Source organism: Amycolatopsis sp. NPDC003861 (assembly GCF_053605405.1).
Map to the genome: position 1 here is coordinate 1 of NZ_JBSGJD010000108.1, position 18575 is coordinate 18575.

At 73.3% G+C, this 18575-nt stretch carries 22 protein-coding genes; 14 read left to right on the forward strand and 8 right to left on the reverse strand.

Translation table 11 applies throughout. The features are described 5' to 3' along the window. Window positions 1-41: 41 nt before the first annotated feature. The 3 genes from ACWEVN_RS25240 to ACWEVN_RS25250 all read right to left on the reverse strand — a co-directional run bounded on the left by ACWEVN_RS25240 (window position 42) and on the right by ACWEVN_RS25250 (window position 2743). Window positions 42-1379 carry an MFS transporter gene (locus tag ACWEVN_RS25240; RefSeq protein ID WP_452052937.1) on the reverse strand — a complete coding sequence of 446 codons (1338 nt, stop codon included), beginning with the start codon at window positions 1377-1379 and terminating at the stop codon, window positions 42-44. Between the two features lie 118 nt (window positions 1380-1497). Then, window positions 1498-1854, reverse strand: coding sequence for a darcynin family protein (locus ACWEVN_RS25245; protein ID WP_452052938.1), 357 nt, complete (start codon window positions 1852-1854; stop codon window positions 1498-1500). Further along, window positions 1844-2743: an NAD(P)H-binding protein gene (locus ACWEVN_RS25250; RefSeq protein WP_452052939.1), complete on the reverse strand. Its 900-nt coding sequence runs from the start codon at window positions 2741-2743 to the stop codon at window positions 1844-1846. The genes ACWEVN_RS25245 and ACWEVN_RS25250 overlap by 11 nt, the downstream gene beginning before the upstream one ends. A 113-nt stretch (window positions 2744-2856) precedes the next feature. Here ACWEVN_RS25250 and ACWEVN_RS25255 point away from each other — a divergent pair, with 113 nt between their 5' ends. The 7 genes from ACWEVN_RS25255 to ACWEVN_RS25285 all read left to right on the forward strand — a co-directional run bounded on the left by ACWEVN_RS25255 (window position 2857) and on the right by ACWEVN_RS25285 (window position 7858). Continuing rightward, a complete protein-coding gene (locus ACWEVN_RS25255; protein WP_452052940.1) occupies window positions 2857-3801 on the forward strand; it encodes a LysR family transcriptional regulator in 945 nt (314 codons plus the stop codon). A 41-nt stretch (window positions 3802-3842) separates the two neighbouring features. Then, window positions 3843-4466, forward strand: a complete 624-nt coding sequence (locus tag ACWEVN_RS25260) for an acyl-CoA-like ligand-binding transcription factor (RefSeq protein WP_449683349.1) — start codon at window positions 3843-3845, stop codon at window positions 4464-4466. A 76-nt stretch (window positions 4467-4542) separates the two neighbouring features. After that, window positions 4543-6066, forward strand: a complete 1524-nt coding sequence (locus tag ACWEVN_RS25265) for an FAD-dependent monooxygenase (RefSeq protein WP_452052941.1) — start codon at window positions 4543-4545, stop codon at window positions 6064-6066. Between the two features lie 26 nt (window positions 6067-6092). Further along, window positions 6093-6479 (forward strand): VOC family protein, encoded by a 387-nt coding sequence (locus ACWEVN_RS25270; protein WP_449683351.1) that lies wholly within the window; start codon window positions 6093-6095, stop codon window positions 6477-6479. Beyond that, window positions 6479-6799, forward strand: coding sequence for a metalloregulator ArsR/SmtB family transcription factor (locus ACWEVN_RS25275; protein WP_310972693.1), 321 nt, complete (start codon window positions 6479-6481; stop codon window positions 6797-6799). Before ACWEVN_RS25270 ends, ACWEVN_RS25275 begins: the two co-directional genes overlap by 1 nt. Next, a complete protein-coding gene (locus tag ACWEVN_RS25280; RefSeq protein WP_310972692.1) occupies window positions 6796-7269 on the forward strand; it encodes an SRPBCC family protein in 474 nt (157 codons plus the stop codon). The genes ACWEVN_RS25275 and ACWEVN_RS25280 overlap by 4 nt, the downstream gene beginning before the upstream one ends. Beyond that, the gene (locus ACWEVN_RS25285) at window positions 7253-7858 is read left to right on the forward strand and encodes a TetR/AcrR family transcriptional regulator (RefSeq protein WP_449683352.1); all 606 of its coding nucleotides are present in this window, start codon (window positions 7253-7255) and stop codon (window positions 7856-7858) included. Before ACWEVN_RS25280 ends, ACWEVN_RS25285 begins: the two co-directional genes overlap by 17 nt. Here ACWEVN_RS25285 and ACWEVN_RS25290 read toward each other — a convergent pair. The 3 genes from ACWEVN_RS25290 to ACWEVN_RS25300 form a co-directional block, all read right to left on the reverse strand. Continuing rightward, window positions 7838-8614, reverse strand: a complete 777-nt coding sequence (locus tag ACWEVN_RS25290; protein ID WP_452052942.1) for an SGNH/GDSL hydrolase family protein — start codon at window positions 8612-8614, stop codon at window positions 7838-7840. The genes ACWEVN_RS25285 and ACWEVN_RS25290 overlap by 21 nt on opposite strands. 68 nt (window positions 8615-8682) lie before the next feature. Further along, window positions 8683-9126 (reverse strand): hypothetical protein, encoded by a 444-nt coding sequence (locus ACWEVN_RS25295; protein ID WP_452052943.1) that lies wholly within the window; start codon window positions 9124-9126, stop codon window positions 8683-8685. A gap of 37 nt (window positions 9127-9163) precedes the next feature. Then, complete coding sequence (locus ACWEVN_RS25300) at window positions 9164-10027, reverse strand: hypothetical protein (protein WP_452052944.1); 864 nt, start codon at window positions 10025-10027, stop codon at window positions 9164-9166. A gap of 170 nt (window positions 10028-10197) precedes the next feature. Between ACWEVN_RS25300 and ACWEVN_RS25305 the strand changes: the two genes are divergently transcribed. The 3 genes from ACWEVN_RS25305 (at window position 10198) to ACWEVN_RS25315 (ending at window position 13950) form a co-directional block, all read left to right on the forward strand. After that, window positions 10198-12945: an AfsR/SARP family transcriptional regulator gene (locus ACWEVN_RS25305; protein ID WP_452052945.1), complete on the forward strand. Its 2748-nt coding sequence runs from the start codon at window positions 10198-10200 to the stop codon at window positions 12943-12945. Window positions 12946-13000: 55 nt separating this feature from the next. Continuing rightward, complete coding sequence (locus ACWEVN_RS25310; protein WP_449683357.1) at window positions 13001-13675, forward strand: class I SAM-dependent methyltransferase; 675 nt, start codon at window positions 13001-13003, stop codon at window positions 13673-13675. Between the two features lie 122 nt (window positions 13676-13797). Then, entirely contained in the window at window positions 13798-13950 is a 153-nt protein-coding gene (locus ACWEVN_RS25315; protein WP_452052946.1) for a hypothetical protein, read from the forward strand. Here the strand turns inward: ACWEVN_RS25315 and ACWEVN_RS25320 are convergent. Further along, window positions 13947-14456 (reverse strand): CGNR zinc finger domain-containing protein, encoded by a 510-nt coding sequence (locus tag ACWEVN_RS25320; RefSeq protein ID WP_449683359.1) that lies wholly within the window; start codon window positions 14454-14456, stop codon window positions 13947-13949. The two genes, ACWEVN_RS25315 and ACWEVN_RS25320, sit on opposite strands and share 4 nt — an antisense overlap. Window positions 14457-14482: 26 nt before the next feature. Between ACWEVN_RS25320 and ACWEVN_RS25325 the strand changes: the two genes are divergently transcribed. Beyond that, window positions 14483-14647, forward strand: a complete 165-nt coding sequence (locus tag ACWEVN_RS25325) for a hypothetical protein (RefSeq protein ID WP_167455070.1) — start codon at window positions 14483-14485, stop codon at window positions 14645-14647. 2 nt (window positions 14648-14649) lie between these two features. Here the strand turns inward: ACWEVN_RS25325 and ACWEVN_RS25330 are convergent, their stop codons facing one another. Next, on the reverse strand, window positions 14650-15684 hold the full coding sequence (locus ACWEVN_RS25330; protein WP_452052947.1) for a site-specific integrase: 1035 nt from the start codon (window positions 15682-15684) through the stop codon (window positions 14650-14652). A gap of 88 nt (window positions 15685-15772) precedes the next feature. On the opposite strand from ACWEVN_RS25330, the gene ACWEVN_RS25335 reads away from it, so the two are divergent. From ACWEVN_RS25335 to ACWEVN_RS25345, 3 genes are all read left to right on the forward strand, one after another. Next, window positions 15773-16117, forward strand: coding sequence for a YciI family protein (locus tag ACWEVN_RS25335; protein WP_452052948.1), 345 nt, complete (start codon window positions 15773-15775; stop codon window positions 16115-16117). Further along, the gene (locus tag ACWEVN_RS25340; RefSeq protein WP_452052949.1) at window positions 16114-17304 is read left to right on the forward strand and encodes an RNA polymerase sigma factor; all 1191 of its coding nucleotides are present in this window, start codon (window positions 16114-16116) and stop codon (window positions 17302-17304) included. The genes ACWEVN_RS25335 and ACWEVN_RS25340 overlap by 4 nt, the downstream gene beginning before the upstream one ends. A 179-nt stretch (window positions 17305-17483) precedes the next feature. Then, window positions 17484-18575, forward strand: coding sequence for a hypothetical protein (locus tag ACWEVN_RS25345; RefSeq protein ID WP_452052950.1), 1092 nt, complete (start codon window positions 17484-17486; stop codon window positions 18573-18575).

An 18575-nucleotide genomic window follows, 5' to 3' on the forward strand; every position in this document is an offset into this window, starting at 1 on the left:
TTCGGTGCGTTGGACGCACCGAACGCCACATTGGGGCGCTTTCAGGTCCGCTGGTACACCGAGACGTCGTCGATGTCCGCTTTGGACCGATCCTTCAGGACGATCACGCAGGCCACGCTGACCGCCGCCGACAGGATGATGTAGCCGGAGATCGCGTACGGTGTCCCGGTCGTGTGCAGCAGCCACGTCGCCAGCAGCGGCGCCGGTCCGCCCGCGAACACCGACGCCAGCTGGTACCCCAGCCCCGCGCCGCCGTAGCGCAGGTGCGTCGGGAAGCTCTCGCCGATCAACGCCGCCTGCGGGCCGTACTGCAGCGCGTGCGGGATGAACGACACGACGACCGCGACGAACACCAGCGCGTGGCTGCCGTGCGCCAGGATCGTGAAGTACGGGAAGGCGATCAGTCCGGTCAGGACCGCCCCGCACAGGTAGACCCGCTTGCGGCCGAAGGTGTCCGACAACGCCGAGAACAGCGGGATCAGCGCCAGCTCGCACGCGGCCCCGACGAGGACCGCGTTGAGCACGAACGTCTTGCTGAAGTCGTGCCGCGACACGACGTAGGTCAGCACGTAGCTGGTGAACAGGTAGAACGGCATCTGCTCGCTGAACCGGACGCCGGCCGAGAGCAGGATTTCCCGCCAGTGGTGCCGGATGGCGTCGAGCACCGGCGTGCGCGCGGTCTGCCGGTTCTCGACGAGCCTGGCGAACATCGGCGTCTCGAGGATCTTCAGCCGGATCACCAGCCCGACGGCGACGAGCACCAGGCTGAGCAGGAACGGGATCCGCCAGCCCCAGGAGTCGAAGGCGGCGGGGGACAGCGTCGCCGACAGCAACGTCATCCCGCCGGTGCCCAGCACCAGCCCGACGGGCACGCCGATCTGCGCGAAACTGCCCAGCAGCCCGCGTTTGCGCTGGTTGCCCCACTCCATGGCGAGCAGCACCGAGCCGCTCCACTCACCGCCGATGGCGATGCCCTGCACCAGCCGCAGCAGCACCAGGATCAGCGGCGCCGCGAAGCCGATCGCCGACGTCCCGGGCAGGATCCCGACGACGCCGGAGGAGATGCCCATCAGCAGCAGCGTGACGATCAGCGTCGCCTTCCGCCCGATCCGGTCGCCCCAGTGCCCGAAGATCGCGGCCCCGACCGGCCGGGCGGCGAACCCGACCGCGTAGGTGGCGAACGACTGCATGGCGCCGGCGTAGGCGCTCGAAGCGGGGAAGAACAGGTGCGGGAAGACCAAAGCCGCCGCGGTGTTGTAGAGGAAGAAGTCGTACCACTCGATGGTCGTGCCGACCGCGCTCGCCAGCGCCGCCCGCCGTACCTGCACTCTGCTGTCCGCCGGCACCTTGTGAGTGACGCCGTTGTCGCCCAGAACCATCTCGCAACACCTCCGGTGACCGATGTCACACAACAGTGTGACGCCCGACGACGATTTCGGCGATCGATGACCGGTTTCTCGTCCAGTCGGTGACCGGGCACCGGAGGTGCCGCGGGACTCAGGTGGCGATGGTGGCCACCGGCTCCACGCCGTAGGTGCGCGCGTAGCCGTTCTCGATGCCCACCAGCAGGTCCACGACCTCGAACCAGCGGTCCCAGAACGGGGTTTCCCGCAGCGCGTCGATCAGCAGCCGGTAGGTGTCGTGGTCGTCGGCCTCCCAGACCCAGACGTCGGTGACCCGCGCGGAGTAGAACTCCGTGTCGTAGAAGCGGGACCGGACGCCGTGGGTCTGAGCTTCGATCACCGGGACGATCTGGGTCTTGAAGGCGTGGATGCGTTCGTCGACGGTCAAGGCCAGCCACTCGGGCGTGGTCTTGACCAGCATGAACGCGGTGACGGTCGATTCAGCGGGCATCGGCGGCCTCCGGGGCGGCGAGAACGGCGGGCTTGAGGGTCGTGGCGCACCACTGCGCGAATTCGGTGCCCGACGGCGTCGAGCGGGCGACGCCGGCGTCGAGGCCTTCGTCCTTGGCGCGTTTCATGGCGACCATGGCCTCGACGAACGCGGCATCGAGGCCGTAGCCGAGCATCGTGGCCCGCAACTCCTCGTGTGACTCGCGGTGGTAACGGACCGGGCGGCCCAGCTCCTCGGTCATGATGCGGGCCAGGTCGTCCGGCGACAGGTCCCGCGGGCCGAGCACCGGGACGCTGCCGACGCCGGTCCACGAGCGGTCCAGCAGCAGCCCGGCCGCCACCGCGGCAATGTCGGCGACGGCCACCAGCGGCGCCGGGCGGTCCGCGGCGACGGTGTCGGTGAAGACGCCGTGGTCCCGGATCGAGCCGGCCTCCTCCAGGAGGTTTTCGAAGAACGACGGGCAGGCCAGCGCGCGGTAGGCGACGCCGGAGGCGGCGATCAGGTCGTCCACGGCCAGGGTCGCGGTGACCAGCCCGGCCCGGGCGGCCTGCGGGGTGCCGCGGCCGAGGGCCGAGACGCCGACGACGTGCCCGACACCGTGTTCGGCGAACGCCCGCGCGGCCGGGCGGGTGAAGCCGCGGTAGCCCTGCTCGGGCGGGACCGAGCCGTCCGGTGGCACCAGCCAGAACACGGCGTCGGCCCCGGCGAAGGCGCGCTCGGCCGTCGCGGCGTCGCCGTGGGAGCCGGTGACCACCTCGACGCGTTCCCGCACGGACTCCGGGAGCCGGGCCGGATCGCGGACCACGACCCGGAGCTCCTCGCCGGCTTCGAGCAGCGAAGACAGCAGGCGCCCGCCGATCTGGCCGGTGGGCGCGGTGATGACGATCATGGAACCTCGCGGTTGTGTCGGATCGGATTGACCCCTCGATCGTGCGGATCACGACCGCATTGCCACAATGGGAACCTCAGCAAGCAATCCTTGCCCGAAACGGAACAATGCTGGTGAGCGACCCGCTACCGAACCTCGACGCCAACCTCGCCCTCGCCCTCGACGCCCTGTTGACCGAGCAGAGCGTCACCCGGGCCGCCGAGCGGCTGCGCACTTCGCCCGCGGCGATGAGCCGCACCCTGGCCCGGCTGCGCCGGGTGCTCCAGGACCCGCTGCTGGTGCGTGCCGGGCAGGCGATGGTGCCCACGCCCCGCGCCGAGGAACTGCGGGACGAAGCCGCCGCGGTGGTCCGCCGGCTGGCGGCCCTGCTCACCCCGGGCGGCGGGATCGACCCCGCCACGCTGCGGCGCACGTTCACCGTCCAGGCCGCCGACGTCGTCGGCGCGGCGGTGGCGCCCGGCCTGCTCGGCCTGGCCCGCCGTCAGGCCCCGGGCGTCTCCCTGCGGGTGCTGGCCGAGGAGTTCGAGGCGGGCCCCGCCCTGCGCGAGGGCCGGATCGACCTGGAGATCGGGAACATCGGCCACGCCGACCCGGAGGCCAGGGTCGAAGACCTGGTGACGCTGCGGATGGCGGCCGGCGTCCGCGCCGGGCACCCGCTCACCGAAGGCGTCCTGACGCCCGCCCGGCTGGCGGCGGCGGAGCATGTGGCGGTCAGCCGCCGAGGCCGCTTCACCGGACCGCTGGACGCGGCCCTGGCCGAACACGGGCTCACCCGCCGGGTCGGCGCCGTCCTGCCCGGGCACCTGGCGGCGATGGCCCTGGCCGCCGCCAGCGATGTCGTCTGCCTGGTCCCGGCCGCCGTGCCGGGCGAACCACCCTCGCCGCTCGGCGACCCGGCCCACGCACTGGGCCTGCGCCTGCTGGAGATCCCGCTGCCGCTGCCGCCCTTGAAGATCGGCATGGCCTGGCATCCGCGCCACGCCGCCGACAGCGGCCACCGGTGGCTGCGCGACGCCGTGCGCCGGCTCCTCCAGCCCGGCCGAAAGCTTGCCGATTAGGCAACTTTGCAGATCCTGCAAGTTTCGGTACGGTGGGGTTCATGGACACCGACCGCGCCGGCCTTCGTGAGCGCAAGAAGCGGGCAACGCGCATCGCGCTGAGCTGGGCGGCGATCCGGCTGACCGTCGAACGCGGCTTCGACAACGTCCGGATCGAAGACATCGCCGCCGAAGCCGGGGTGTCCACCCGGACCTTCAGCAACTACTTCGGCAGCAAAGGCGAAGCCATCGTCGCCCGGCACCACGACCGGGCGCGCGCCATCGCCGCCGCGCTGCGGGACCGGCCGGCCGGGGAACCGATCTGGGATGCCCTCACCCGCGCCGCGCTCGACGGGTTCGCGCTCGGCGAACCGGTGCCCGACGGGAAACCCGCCGACCGGAGCTGGGTCGAGGGGCTGCGGCTGATGGTCGCCGAACCCGCCCTGCAGGGGGAGTTCCAGAAGGCCGGTGCGGCCGCCGAAGCCGAGTTCGCGCTCGCCGTCGCCGAACGCACCGGCACCGACGTCACCCGGGACGTCTACCCGCGGCTCGTCGCGGGGGTCGTCGGTGCCGCGCTCAACGTCGTCACCCAGCAGTGGCTGGTCGCCGATCCGCGACCGGCCCTGGAAGACGTCCTGCGGGACGTCTTCGGCCGGCTCGCCGCCGGCCTGCCCGAACCCCGCTAGCCCACCTCATCCGAAAACCCGGAGAAGCGCCCGCACGCCGGGCTGCTTCGCCATGCCCGCAAAAGGGGAGTCCACCGTGGAAGACGTCGTCATCGCCGGAGCCGGCCCCAACGGCCTCATGCTCGCCTGCGAACTCGCCCTCGCCGGCGTCCGGCCGCTGGTGCTGGAACGGCTGCCCGAACCGACCACCGAGAACCGCGCCAACGGCCTCGTCGGCCAGGTCGTCCGCCTCCTCGACCGCCGCGGCCTGCACGAACGGCTCGCCGGCCCGATCGCGCCGCCCGCGCCGGCGTTCGTCTTCGGCGGGTTGCGCCTGGACCTCACCCTGGCCGAGCGCAATTCGCTGAACATCCTCGGCGTGCCACAGCGGCAGGTCGAGGCGATGCTCAACGCACGCGCCGCCGAACTCGGCATCGAGGTCCGGCGCGGCCACGAGCTCACCGGCCTCACCCAGGACGCCGACGCGGTCACCCTCGACGTCACCGGTCCCGAAGGGCCGTACCGCATCGGTGCCCGGTACGTCGTCGGCGCGGACGGCGGCCGCAGCGTCACCCGCAAGCTCACCGGCATCGGCTTTCCCGGCGTCACCGAAGACCGCACCTTGTCCTTCACCGCGAACGCCACGGTGCCCGCGGAGTTCGCCGACGCGGAATCGGGTGGCCTGCGGGTGCCGGGCCACGGCGTCATCCCGCCGTTCTTCCACTACCGCACCGAAACCGGCCTGTTCGTGTACGCGCCGTTCCCCGCCGGCCCGCTGATCAGCACCATGGAATGGACCGACGAACCGGAGTCCGTCGACGAGCCGCCGATGTCCGTCGACGAGCTGCGGGCGAGCGTCCGCCGCGTCCTCGGGTTCGAGCTGCCGCTCGGCGCGCCCGAGGGCGACGGCCCGCACCTGCTGCGGCGGCTGCGCGGGCGCAACACGCGGCTGGCCGAGAAGTTCCGCGAAGGACGCGTCCTGCTGGTCGGCGACGCCGCACACGTCCACTCCGCGATCGGCGGCCCCGGCCTCAACCTCGGCCTGCAGGACGCGGTCGGTCTCGGCTGGAAGCTCGCCGCCACCGTGCGCGGCTGGGCGCCGGCGGGCCTGCTCGGCACCTACGAGAGCGAACGCCGCCCGGTCGCCGAGCGCGTCGTCATGCACACCCAGGCCCAGTCGGCGCTGATCAGCCCGGGCCGCGACGTCACCGCGCTGCGCGAGCTGTTCGGCGAACTCCTGCGGCTGCCGGGCACCGTGCAGCACGTCGCCGACCTGATGTCCGGCGCCGACGTCCGGTACGAGCCGGGCACCGACCACCCGCTCGACGGCCGGTGGGCCCCCGATCTCGTCCTCGCCGACGGCACCCGGCTGGCCGAGCTGACCACGACGGCCCGGCCGCTGCTGCTCGACTTCACCGGCTCGCTCGGTGGCGAGCTGCGCGGCTGGACCGACCGCGTGGACCTCGTGCCCGGCCACGCGGAGGGCGACGCGACCGCGCTGCTCGTCCGGCCCGACGGGTACGTCGCCTGGGCGAGCAGCGCGACGGAACCGGACGACACCGAACGCAAGGCCCTGCGCACGGCCCTGGAACGGTGGTTCGGCCACCCGCTTGACGCGTAGGATATCTCCTACGTATTGTCGCCGGTATGACGATCACCCACGTCCAGTTTCTGACCCTGCCGGTCGCCGACCACGCCCGCGCGCGGGACTTCTACGTCGGCAAGCTCGGCTTCGAAGCCCTCGTCGACCGCCGCACGCCCGAAGGCGGCCGGTTCGTGCTGGTCGCACCCCAGGGGGCGAAGACCGGCGTGGTGCTGACCGACCAGCAGGTCACCGGGGTCGAGCCGGGGCCGCGGCACTTCCAGCTGCAGACCACCGACGTCGACGCCGATGTCGCCGCGTTGCGGGCGGCCGGGGTCGACGTCGCCGATCCGGACGAGCGGCCGTGGGGCCGGGCGACGTCGTTCCGGGACGTCGACGGGCACACGATCGGCCTCCTCGAGCCGTCGGACTTCGGCGCCGTCCCGCGCTGATGCCGGTCAACGACGACGTCTTCGCCGCGCTGGCCAGCCCGGCGCGGCGCGAAGTGCTGCGGCTGCTGCTCGACGGCCCGATGCCCGCCGGCGCCATCGCCGAACGGTTCGAGATGGCCCGGCCCAGCCTCTCGGAGCACCTGCGGGTGCTGCGCGAGGCGGGTCTGGTCACCGAACAACGCCAAGGCCGCAACCGCGTCTACCGCCTCGACGCGGCGCCGCTCGAGGAAGTCGCGGACTGGCTCACCCCGTACGAGCGCTTCTGGCGCACCAAGCTCGCCACCCTGCGCGACCTACTGGACGAAGAGGAAGACCTGTGACCGACGACGACCCGGCCGCGATCCACGTCGACCAGTTCCTCGCCCACCCGGCCCGCAAGGTGTGGCGCGCCCTGACCGAGCCGGCCCTTCTCGAACGCTGGCTCAACATGCCCAACGACATCAAACCCGTGGTGGGGCACCGATTCGAGCTGCTGGCCGAGCCGGTGCCCGCGGCCGGGTTCGCCGGCGGACCGGTCGCGTGCGAAGTCCTGGAGGTCGAACCCGAACGCAAGCTCAGCATCCGCTGGGGTCCGCAGTGGACGGTGACCTGGCGGCTGGAGCCGGAGGGCACCGGCACCCGGCTGTTCCTCAGCCACGAAGGGTTCGACCCGGACGACGAGTTCCAGCGCGTCTCCCGCCGGATCATGGGTGGCGGCTGGCGCTCCCACGTCCCGCGGGCCCTGGCCCGGCTGCTGGACTCGCTGCCCGATCCGGCGCCGTTAGGATCGGAAGGTGACCCCCGCCGCTGAGCCCGCCGAGCCGAAACCCCTGCGCGCCGACGCCCGGCGCAACCGGGCGCGCGTGCTGGAGGCGGCCGAGAGCGTGTTCGCCGCCAAGGGCACCGGGGCACCCACCGAGGAGGTCGCCCGCGTCGCCGGTGTCGGCATCGGCACGGTGTTCCGGCACTTCCCGACGAAGGAGGCGCTGCTCGAAGCGGTGCTCTTCGCGCGGCTGAGCCGGTTCGTCGACGAGGCCGAGACGGCCGTGGCCGCGGAGTCCACCGACCCGGGCGGCGCGTTCTTCACGTTCCTGGGCAGCTGGGTCGAGATGTCGAGTGCGAAGAACGCCTACTTCGAAGCGCTGACCGCGGCCGGGGTCACGGTGCCCGTGGCGAAGTCCGACGCCGGCGCACGCCTGCTGTCGGCACTGGGCGTGCTGTTGTCGCGGGCGCAAGCGGCGGGCGCGGTCCGGGCCGACCTCGTCGTCGGCGAGCTGATCCCGGTGATCATCGGGGTCGCGCGGGCCGCCGAGTACGCCGGCCCGGACGCACCCGTGCGTGACCGGGCCGTGGCGATCCTCTTCGACGGCCTCCGCCCGTCAGCGGGGGACCGGCGCTGAGCCGACCGGCGCCAGCGTCGGGCGCTTCGCGGTGAGCGTGTCCCCGGACGATTCGCCCTTCACCCGCCGCCGCACCCACGGCAGCGCGTGTTCCCGCGCCCACTGCAGGTTTTGGCTCCGGCGCGCCGCCGGGCTCAGCACCACGCGCGGCGCCGGGGCCGAGTTGACCAGCGGGTGTTCCACGCCGAGGACCCGCAGCACCTCGATGGCGACCTCGGTGTGCCCGAGCGCGTTGAGGTGCAGGCGGTCCGGTGCCCAGAACCGGCGGTCGCAGAGCTGCCGCATCGACCACAGGTCCACCAGCAGCGCGTCGTGGCGGGCCGCGATGCCGCGCACGAGTTCGTTGTAGATGGCCACCCGGCCGCGGATCGTGCGGAAGAGCGGGTCCTCGACGCCGTCGACCCCGGTGAACAGGACGAGCCGGGCCCCGGTCGCCCGGATCTTCGCGACCGCGGCTTCGTAGCCGACCATCAGCGCGTCGATGTCGACCCTGGGCCGCATCAGGTCGTTGCCCCCGCCGTAGAGGGTGACGAGGTCGGGTGCCATGGCGAGCGCGGGCTCGAGCTGCTCGCCGAGGATCTGCGGCATCAGCTTGCCCCGGATGGCGAGGTTGGCGTACCGGAAGTCCCGTTCCCGCGCGGCGAGCTGTTCGGCGACGCGATCGGCCCAGCCGCGCACGCCGTTCGGGGCGGCGGGATCGTCGTCGCCGACGCCTTCGGTGAACGAGTCCCCCAGAGTCACTAAGCGCTTGCTCATGTGTCCAGTGTAGGCAGCGCCGGACGGGGTGGTGCGTGCCGCCTGCGACAGCACGCACCACGGCCGGCTCAAGCGCAGACGCCCCCCAGGGTCGCCCACTTGTGCGCGGCGATGTTGTGCCAGATCGACTCGCCGTGGCCGTCCTCGCCCCCGCTCCAGTCGAAGGTCAGCCCGCTGATGTCGGGCAGCGCGTCGCCGTTGCAGACCCCACGCCACGCGCCGCTCGGGCCCGGGGCGTAGAAGACGAGGACGTCGTCGAGACGGCCGGGGTAGCCGTTGTTCCACAGCGACTCGTCCTCGTTGGCGCAGCCTCCCCAGTTCGTGGAGCCCGTGCGCCAGCCGTTGCAGAACTCGGTGAAGTACGGGCCGTTGTACGTGTAGAAGTACCCGTCGGCCTGGGCGGTGGCCGGTGCCGCGGGCGGCGCGGTGGCCGCCTCGGCGGTGACCGCTCCGGCGACCAGTGCCGTGGCGGCGATCGTGACCGCCCCCGCGGCGATCCGGGACTTGTGCATGGTGGTCCTCCCTCTCGGTGGTGCGTTTCCCCCGGGCCTACGAGCCCGGGCGGTCCTGGCGGAGCAGCTGCCGCGCGTGCGGCAGCGCGGCCTCCTGCAGCCGGTGCCGGGTGTCGAGCGCGGCCTGGTACTGCTGGTTCAGTTCGGCTTCGTAGTGCGCGTCCAGCTCCTTGGCGGTGGCGGCGAGCCCGCTCTGCCCGGCGCAGGTCGCTTCGGTGACCGCCATGCGTTGCTCGTCGGCGAACGCCGGCTGCTCGGGCCGGTGGGCGCGCAGGTCGGCGGGGCTCGAGTAGGCGAAGCCGGCCGAGCGCATGCACGCCGACCACGGGCCGAGCGCGCCGGTGAACTTCGGGTCGGCCATGACACGCCGCACCCGGAGGGGTTTCAGGCCGGCGACGGTGGTGCTGGCCTGGAACCACGTCTGCGGGTCGCCGTACAGCTCCCGGAAGACCTCGGTGCGGCAGCCTTGGTCGCTGCGGGTCACGGTGCCGCCGTCGGGGTCCTTGGCGGTGAGGCCGAGCGGTTTCGGGCCGTTCGCGGCGGCCGCGGCCGCCGGACGGCGCTCCGCCGGCAGGCTCCGGAAGTAGCGCTGGTTGGGATCATCGGCACGCAGGGCGTCCAGCTGCTGCTCGATGTCGGAGCCGTAGCCGTGCTTGCGAGCCCACTCGACGTCGTCGACGACGTACGGGAACTCCCGCTGATCGGGCACGGACGGCGGCGGCGTGATCCGGTATTCGAAGCCGGCTTTCGCCATGCAATCGCGCAGCACCACTTGCTCGGCCTCGTCGAGCACCCGGCTGTCGGGCACCGCGGCCGCCGGCGGCGTGGCCGGTGGGGCCGCACAGCCGGCGGCGACAGCGCCCAGCGTGACGAAAACCGTGATGATCGGTGTTCGCTTCATGAGTTCCCCCCTCGGTGCAGAAGCATGGTGTCGGCGCATTGCACGGGGGTTGCGTGGTTTTGCAATCGCCTGCTCCGGGTGCGTTGTCGGCCGTTCGTGTGGACTTCGTCCGGTTCGCGTGCGATGCGCTCTCGACCTCGGCTATGCCTGGTCTTGGCGAGGGGAGCGCCATGAGTGTCGAAGTCGTGCTTCTGGACGATGTGACGACCTGCGTGGCCGGGCGGCCGGTGGCGGCCGGGCCGGCCAAGCAACGGTGTGTGCTGGCGGCGCTGGCGATGGAGCCGAACCGCGTGGTGCCGGTCGCTCGGCTGGCCGAATGCGTGTGGGGCGCGGATCCGCCGCCGCGGGCCAAGGCGACGCTGGCGAGCTACGTGTCCCGACTGCGCCACCTGCTGCCCGCCGAGGTGGTGGGGAGGTCCGGCGGCTACCTGCTGGCGATCCCGGAGACGGCGATCGACCTCCACCGCTTCCGCGCCCTCTGCGCGCGGGCCCGGGCCGCCGACGACGACTCCGCGGCGGACTTGTTCGACCAGGCGATCGCCTTGTGGCGCGGCGATCCCCTCGGCGGGCTGGACGGCGACTGGGCCACCCGGCAGCGCCGGCAGCTCGAGCGGGAGCTGTTCGACGCCGTGTGCGATCACACCGACCTCCGGCTGCGCACCGGCCGGGACCAGGGCCTGGTCACGGAACTGGCCGCCCGGACGGCGGATCACCCCTGGGACGAACGGGTTTCCGCCCAGTACATGCTGGCGCTCTACCGCGCCGGCCGGGTCGCCGACGCGCTGGGGCACTACCGGTCCCTGCGCGAGCGGCTCGCCGAACAGCTCGGCACCGATCCCGCGCCGCGCACCCAGGAACTGCACGCGCGCATCCTCAACGCCGATCCGGCGCTGGCGGCCCCCCGGCGGGACACCCGGAACCTGCCGTCGCCGCGGCAAGTTCCGGCTTCGCCCGCGGCGTTCGTCGGCCGGGACGCCGAGCTGGCGGCGCTCGACGCGGCGGTCGCGGACGCCCCCGGTGGTGTCGTGGTGCTGTCGTCGATCGCCGGGGCGGGCGGCATCGGCAAGACGTGGCTGGCGCTGGACTGGGCCCGCCGCAACGCCGGCCGCTTCCCCGACGGGCAGCTGTTCGTCGACCTGTGCGGTTTCAGCCCGTCGATGCCGCCGCTGGAGCCGGCGGCCGCGCTGCGGGGCTTCCTGGAGGCGCTCGGCATCGCGGGGACGGCCATCCCGGCGACGACCCAGGGCATGGCCGGCCTGTACCGCAGCGTGCTGGCCGGCCGGAAGATGCTGGTGGTGCTGGACAACGCCGCCGACTCGGCGCAGGTCGTGCCGCTGCTGCCGGCCGGGTCCGCGTGCGTGGTCGTGCTGACGTCCCGGCGTTCGCTGACCGACCTGGTGGTCCGGCACGGCGCCCGGCCGCTCCCGCTGGACGTGCTGCCCCCGCGGGAGGCGCGCCGGCTGCTGGCCGCCCGGCTCGGGCCGGCGCGGCTGGCCGCCGAGCCCGAAGCGGTGGACGAGCTGCTGGCGTACTGCTCGGGATACCCGCTGGCGCTGGGGATCGTGGCCGGCCGCGCGGCCGTCACGCCCAAGCTGGCGCTCGCCGCTCTGGCGGCGGAGTTGCGGGAGACCGACAGCCGGCTGGACGCCCTCGACGACGGCGTCGCCACGAGCCTGCCGGCGGTGCTGCGGTCGACCTACGAGACGCTGCCCGCCACCCACGCGCGGTTGTTCGCTCTGCTGGGGCTCGCGCCCGGGCCCGACATCGGGGTGCCCGCCGCCGCTGCGCTGGCCCGGCTCACCGTCGCCGAAGCCCAGCGGGTGTTGCGTGCCTTGGCGGAGCTGCACCTGGTCGACCAGCACGCCCCCGGCCGCTGGCGTCTGCACGACCTGATCCGGCTCTTCGCTATCCGGTGCAGCCGGCGGGACCTCACGGACGCGGAACAGGACGACGCGCTGGGCCGGCTCGTCGAGTTCTCCCTCCACACCGCGGCCGCGGCCGGCGCGCTGGCCGAGCCGTTGTACCCGGTGCCACCGCTGGACCCGCCGCGCCCCGGGTGCGAGCCCCGGCGCTTCACCGGCCAGGCCGAAGCGGTCGAGTGGTTCGGCGCCGAGATGCCCAACCTGCAGGCCGCGTTCCGGCTCGTGGCCGAGCGCGGCTGGCGCGATGTGCTGTGGCGGTTCGCCTGGAGCCTCGACGTGGCCCAGCGACGCCAGGGCCGGGTGCGGGACCGGCTCGAGTCGTGGCGGGCGGCGCTCGCTTCGGTGGCCCCGGAAGAGCCGTGCCACGTGCGGATGACCGTCCACGCGAACCTCGGCCACGCCGCCGCGCACGCCGGCGACCACCGGGAGGCCGGCGCGCACCTGACCGAAGCGTTGCGCCTGGCCGAGCAGTCCGGTGACCTGGCCGCGCAGGCCCGCACGCACGTCATCCTCGCGCAGGCCTACGGCCAGCAGGACGCGCCCGCCGCCGCGCTGGAGCACGCGACCACGGCGCTGCGGCTGCACGACCGGCTGGACCTCCCGCACGCCAAGGCCGTCGCGCTGAACTCGGTCGGCTGGTACCACGCCCGGCTCGGGCAGTACGAGCCCGCGCAGGAGCACTGCGCCGCTTCGCTGCGGCTGATCCGCCGGCTCGGCCACCCGACGCTGGAGCCGGACGTGCTGGACAGCCTCGGCTTCATCGCCGACCACACCGGCGAGCACCAGGCCGCCGTCGGCTACTACCGCCAGGCCGTGACCGCGTACCTGGCCTGCGGCGGCGAGTACTTCGCCGCCGACACCCTCGAACGGCAGGGTCGCGCCCACGACGCGCTCGGAGACCGGAACGCGGCGCGGGACACCTGGTCGCGGGCGCTGGCGATGTACCGGCGGCAGCACCGCGAGGAGGCGGTGGCCCGGCTGCAAGGGCTGCTGTAGACCGCTCCGCGCGAAATCCGTGGACCACCCGGCGCCCCGCCGGTACGACGGGGAGGTGACCTCCTACGACGCCATCGCCGACTGGTACGAAACCACGCTCGTCCCCGGCTGGCGGGAGGATCCGCTGGAGTTCGGGCCGGTGCTGCGGGACCTCCTCGGACCGGGCGCCGGAGCGTGCCTCGAGCTGGGCTGCGGCACCGGCGCCCACGCCGGGCGGATCCGGCAGCTGGGCCGCACTCCGCTCGGCGTCGACGTCTCCGCGGGGATGCTGCGGCACGCCGGGGCGCGGTTGCCGGTCGTGCGAGGCGATGCCACGGCGCTGCCGATCGCGACCGGTGCGCTGCCCGCCGTCGTGGCGATCATGGTCCACACCGACATGCCCGGATATCCCGCGGTGCTGCGGGAAGCGGCCCGGGTCCTGGCGCCGGGCGGGGTGTTCGTGCACGTCGGCGTGCACCCGTGCTTCTGCGGCGGGTTCGCCGACCGCACCGACGCCCGCGCGGTCGTCATCCGGCCCGGCTACCGGGAGCCCGGCTGGACCATGGAGTCGTGGAGCGACCAGGGCCTGCGGGACAAGGTCGGCGCCACCCACCGGCCGCTGCCCGCGCTGCTGGGCGCGGTCCTGGAGGCGGGATTGGTGTTCGAGCGGTTCGCCGAAGGCGGCGCGCCGACGCCGACGGTTTTCGCGTGGCGGGCGAGAAAGCCGTACGCCGAAGGAACTAGCCGCTGACCGGCATGTCCGGATCGCGGTGCTCCCGCGATGGCAGGCGGTGCACGGCGTGCGGAGACCCGGATCGGTGACGAGGCCCGCGCGGCAGCCACCCGCACGTTGGATGCGGCGTTGTGGCCCGCGTGCGGAAGGACCTGACGCCGGCGGTCGCCGATCTGCCCGACGGCCGCCTCGAAGCACGCCCCTACGCCGACGCCAAGGCCAGCCCCGCCGAGCGTGACCAGGCCGTCGCCTGCGTCGAAGCCGCGGTCACGGCCGGGCTCCTGGCCCCCTAGGCGCTGACCTGCCGGGCCCGGTGCTCGGCGACGTGCACCCGCGTCGCACACCGCGTCGAGCAGAACCGCCGGCGGCCGTTGCGCGAGGTGTCCACATACGCCGTTTCGCAGCCTTCGCGGCTGCAGATGCCCAGGCGATCCGGGGCTTCGCACACCAGGTGGGCCAGCCCGCCCGCGGTGTACGCGCGGACGCGGCCGACCGGCCCGGCGTCCTCCGCCGAGTAGTGCAGGTGGGGCGGCTTGCCGTCGTGGGTGGTGATGTACGGGCGGCACGCCGCTTCGGCCAGCAGCTCGTTGACCAGGTCCGGGCGGGCGGTGACGTCGGCGGCGAACACCGGGCGCAGCCGGGTGGCCCACGCGCCGATCAGGGTCGCTTCGCCGTCGGTCAGGGCCTTGATCGCCATGCCGTTGCGGACCATCCCGTCGAGCAGCTCGCTCGCGGAACCGGCGTTGACCAGGTCGGCGGCCACCAGCGCGGCCGGACCGCCGTAAGGGTTGAAGTGCACAAAGCCATTACACCACGATCGGGGACATGGACCGGAATCGTTGCCCCCGCTGCGGCTGGCCGCTCGCCGAACTCCCGGCGGCCGCGGCGCAGCCCGTCACCCCTCGGCTCGACTACGTGCGCTGCGTCTGCGGCAGCTGGCTCGCCCGCTGGGACGGCGAAGTCGTCGGCGCGACCCGATCGGCGCCGTGAACTCAGAGGTCGAGCGCGCCCGCCGCGTTGTCGTTCCACTGGTCGACGCGGCGGATGTACTCGTAGAGCGCCCGGCTGCCGCGCACCCAGCGGCCCTGGTCGGCGATCGCGAGGTCGTCGGCCCCGGCTCGGCGGGCCTCGGTGGCGAACCCGGACCGCAGCGAGTGGCCGGTGACCGGGTACGGCAGCCCCGCGCGGACGCCCGCGCGGGTGAGGATCTGGTTGACGCCGGTCGTGGTCAGCGCGGGTTCACCGACGTTGCCGTGCCGATCCACCCGGCGGAACGCCGGCCCCTCGGCGAGCCCCGCACCCGACCGCCACGTGTGCCACGCCCGCACCGGGTCGGTGTCGGGGCTTTCCCGCCGCGGGACGACCATTTCGCCGGTGCTCTTGCCGTGCCGGACCGTCACCGCGAGCCCCCGGTCGTCGACCGGCTGCACGTCGGTGACCAGCAGGTTCGCCAGGTCGGAGCAGCGGGCGGCGATGGGGAAGCCGATCAGGAGCATCGCCCGGTCGCGCGCGCCGGCGAGGGTGTCCGGGCACGCTCGTGACATCGCCCGCAGGTCGGCGAGGGTGACCATGGTGGCCTTGCCGCGGCCGCGCTGAACGCCCTCGCGCGCGAGCCGCTGCCGGTAGCCCTTCAGTGCCCGCCACGCGGCGCGGCTGGCTTCGGGATCGACGATCACCTTGTGGTGGCGCAGCCCGGCGAGCGCACCGGTGAGACGTCGCTCGATGGTCGACGGCGCCGCCGGGGCCGCCCGTTCGGGGACGTCGGGCACGGCCCGTTCGCCCGGCCGCAGCGTGCGGCCGCGTTCCAGCCACACGACGAATCCGGTCAGTGCGCCGATCGTCGCCGACAGCGGCGGGATCCCGGTTTCGGCGGTGTAGTCCTGCCACACCTGCCAGTCCTGGGCGTAGGCCTTGAGCGTGTTGGGCGGCCGCTGCTCGTCGACGTGCCGGGCGGCGGCCTCGTCCAGCAGCGCCAGCCGCTCGCGGGCGCTCAGCGCGGCGTCGGTCACCGGTTCCAGCTCGGGCACGCGCCGAGGTTACGGGATCCCGGTAGGTTCCCGTGTCGATCCACGCGGGTGCCGTTCGTATCAGCGGTGAGACACCGAGGAGGACGACATGAAGCAGTACCTGCTCAGCATCTACCAGCCTGACGGCCCGACCCCGCCGCCGGAGGTCCTGGACGGGATCGTGCGCAAGCTCGACGCGCTCAACGCCGATCTCAAGGCGGCCGGGGCCTGGGTGTTCGCCGGCGGGCTGCACCCGCCCTCGACCGCCACCGTGCTGCGGGCCGGCGACGGCGACACCCTCGTCACCGACGGCCCCTACACCGAAGGCAAGGAACACCTCGGCGGGTTCACCATCATCACCGCGCCCGACCTCGACGCCGCGCTCACCTGGGGTGGCCGGCTCGCCGACGCCGTCGCCCCGCTGCCGGTCGAGGTGCGGCCGTTCCAGGGATGAGCGTCGAGAAGGTCTTCGCCGCGGAGTACGGCCGGGCCGTGTCGGTGCTCGTGCGGGTCTTCGGGGACATCGACGTCGCCGAAGAGGCCGTGCAGGACGCGTTCGCCGAGGCGGTCCGGCGGTGGCCTTCGGCCGGGCTCCCGCCGAGCCCGGCGGGCTGGATCATCACCACCGCCCGCAACCGCGCCATCGACCGGCTGCGGCGGGAGGCCGCCCGGGCGGACAAGCACGCCCAGGCGGCTCTGCTGCACGCGGAAACCGAGCCCGTGGAGGAGGGCGCCGTGCCCGACGAACGGCTCCGGCTGATCTTCACCTGCTGCCACCCGGCGCTGGCCCGGCCCGCGCAGGTCGCGTTGACATTGCGGCTGCTCGGCGGCCTGACCACGGCCCAGATCGCGGCCGCGTTCCTGGTCGCCGAGCCCGCGATGGCCCAGCGGATCGTCCGGGCGAAGAACAAGATCCGCGACGCGGGCATCCCGTACCGCGTCCCGCGCGACGCCGACCTGCCCGCGCGGCTGGCCGCGGTGCTCGCTGTGCTGTACCTGATCTTCAACGAGGGGTACGCGGCCAGCGCGGGGGAGGAGCTGATCCGCGCCGAGCTGTGCCGGGAGGCGATCCGGCTGACCCGCGTCCTGGCCGGGCTGATGCCCGACGAGCCCGAGGTGCAGGGCCTGCTCGCGACGATGCTGCTGATCGACGCCCGCCGCGAGACGCGCACGACCGCGTCCGGCGCCGTCGTGCTGCTGGCCGACCAGGACCGGTCGCGCTGGGACGCCGGCCTGATCGCCGAAGGCCAGGAGATCGTCCGCTGCTGCCTGCGCCGCAACCAGCCGGGCCCCTACCAGATTCAGGCGGCGATCCAGGCCGTGCACAGCGACGCGCCCACGGACTGGTCCCAGGTCAAGGCGCTGTACGACCAGCTGCTGGCCCACACGCCGACGCCGGTGGTGGCGTTGAACCGGGCGGTGGCGGTCGCCGAGCTCGACGGTCCGTTCGTGGCGCTGAAGCTGGTCGAGCAGCTCGATCTGCCGCGGTTCCCGCTCTTCCACGCGATCCGGGCGGATCTGCTCGCGCGGGTGGATCGCCCGGAGGAGGCCGCCGCGGCCTACACGACGGCCATCGAGCTCACCGGCAACACCGCGGAACGAACTCTGCTGGAACGGAAGCGCGCGTCAACCCTGGGTTGACATTTCGAGGGGTCCTAGTTTTTCGAGCCCCCGATCCGACCCTTGTCAGTCTCTCGCTCATCTGCCTGGTTCTGGGTTTGGATATGTGACCTTATCCAAACTCAGAGCTGTTGCGCTTATCTTTTAATTTTGAACAGGTAAATCTAGTTCTGATTAGAAGCTTTGGTAGAGTCCTGATCATGACAGAAGACGCTGGTCAGGTGCGGGTGTGCGAGTACCGGAGGTGTGGAGCGCCGCTGCCGCCGGCGGTGGGGCGGGGAAGCCGGGCGCGGTTCTGCCAGGACGGGAAAACCTGGGGCCGGCGCAACCTCAGCTGCCGGGACGCCGAGGCCGTGCTCGCGGACGCGGAGTCGCTGCGGGAGAGCGACACCGAGCTGGACGACACCGCCGTCACCGCGCTCGCCGGTCAGGTCGACCGCGTCCTCGAACCGGCCCGCGGGCTGGTCGAGACCCTCACGACACTGCGCCACCAGCTCGAGGCGACGACCGCCACCGCGCTGGCCGAACGCGACGCGGCCCTGGCCGAGGCCGACGACCACCGGCTGCAGCGTGGCCGCGCGGACGCCGAAGCCGCCCAGGCCCGGGACATCGCCGAGACCGCGGTCGCCGAGGCCGCCGCGGCGGAGCGGGACAAGGCGGCCGCGCTGAGGGAGCGCGATGAGGAGCGTGCCACCCGGCGGGCTGCGGTCCAGGAGCAGCAGCGGGCCGAAGGTCAGCTGGCCGCGGTGCGCGACGAGCTCGCGCGGGTCGCCGATCGGGCCGACGCCTCCGCCGCCCTCGCCGGCGAACGAGCCGCGGTGATCGCGACGCTGACCGCCGAGCTGGCCGCTGTCCGGGCGGCGCTGGAGGAGGAACGCGGGCGCGGGCAGGCCGCCGTCGCGCGGGCCGATGCCGTCCAGGAACGGCTCGACGCGGCCCGCGAGGACCACGCCAAGGTGGCCGCGGCGCTGGATTCCGCCCGTGACGACCACGCGAAGGTGACCGCAGCGCTCGCCGCCGCCCGCGATGAGCACGCCACGGCGATGGCGGCGCACGAAGCGGCCCGGGCCGGGTTCGACCAGCGGCTCGCCGAGCTGCAGGCGGGGCACGAACAGACCGTCCGGTCGATGCACGAAACCACCACGAACCTCGGCGCCGACCTGCGGGCCACGTCCAGCCGGGCCGAAGCGGCCGAGCGCGAGCTGGCCGATGTGCTCACCGCCTTGCGTGCCACGCCCGAGCTGCCCGCAACACTTAAGCGGTTACTTGACCGTCAGGCGTCGCAGCATTAA

Coding starts and splice junctions, on each gene's coding strand:
- ACWEVN_RS25240 (WP_452052937.1), bottom strand. CDS start 1,379: ATGGTTCTGGGCGACAACGGCGTCACTCACAAGGTGCCGGCGGACAGC.
- ACWEVN_RS25245 (WP_452052938.1), bottom strand. CDS start 1,854: ATGCCCGCTGAATCGACCGTCACCGCGTTCATGCTGGTCAAGACCACG.
- ACWEVN_RS25250 (WP_452052939.1), bottom strand. CDS start 2,743: ATGATCGTCATCACCGCGCCCACCGGCCAGATCGGCGGGCGCCTGCTG.
- ACWEVN_RS25260 (WP_449683349.1), top strand. CDS start 3,843: ATGGACACCGACCGCGCCGGCCTTCGTGAGCGCAAGAAGCGGGCAACG.
- ACWEVN_RS25270 (WP_449683351.1), top strand. CDS start 6,093: ATGACGATCACCCACGTCCAGTTTCTGACCCTGCCGGTCGCCGACCAC.
- ACWEVN_RS25275 (WP_310972693.1), top strand. CDS start 6,479: ATGCCGGTCAACGACGACGTCTTCGCCGCGCTGGCCAGCCCGGCGCGG.
- ACWEVN_RS25290 (WP_452052942.1), bottom strand. CDS start 8,614: ATGAGCAAGCGCTTAGTGACTCTGGGGGACTCGTTCACCGAAGGCGTC.
- ACWEVN_RS25295 (WP_452052943.1), bottom strand. CDS start 9,126: ATGCACAAGTCCCGGATCGCCGCGGGGGCGGTCACGATCGCCGCCACG.
- ACWEVN_RS25300 (WP_452052944.1), bottom strand. CDS start 10,027: ATGAAGCGAACACCGATCATCACGGTTTTCGTCACGCTGGGCGCTGTC.
- ACWEVN_RS25305 (WP_452052945.1), top strand. CDS start 10,198: ATGAGTGTCGAAGTCGTGCTTCTGGACGATGTGACGACCTGCGTGGCC.
- ACWEVN_RS25325 (WP_167455070.1), top strand. CDS start 14,483: ATGGACCGGAATCGTTGCCCCCGCTGCGGCTGGCCGCTCGCCGAACTC.
- ACWEVN_RS25335 (WP_452052948.1), top strand. CDS start 15,773: ATGAAGCAGTACCTGCTCAGCATCTACCAGCCTGACGGCCCGACCCCG.
- ACWEVN_RS25340 (WP_452052949.1), top strand. CDS start 16,114: ATGAGCGTCGAGAAGGTCTTCGCCGCGGAGTACGGCCGGGCCGTGTCG.
- ACWEVN_RS25345 (WP_452052950.1), top strand. CDS start 17,484: ATGACAGAAGACGCTGGTCAGGTGCGGGTGTGCGAGTACCGGAGGTGT.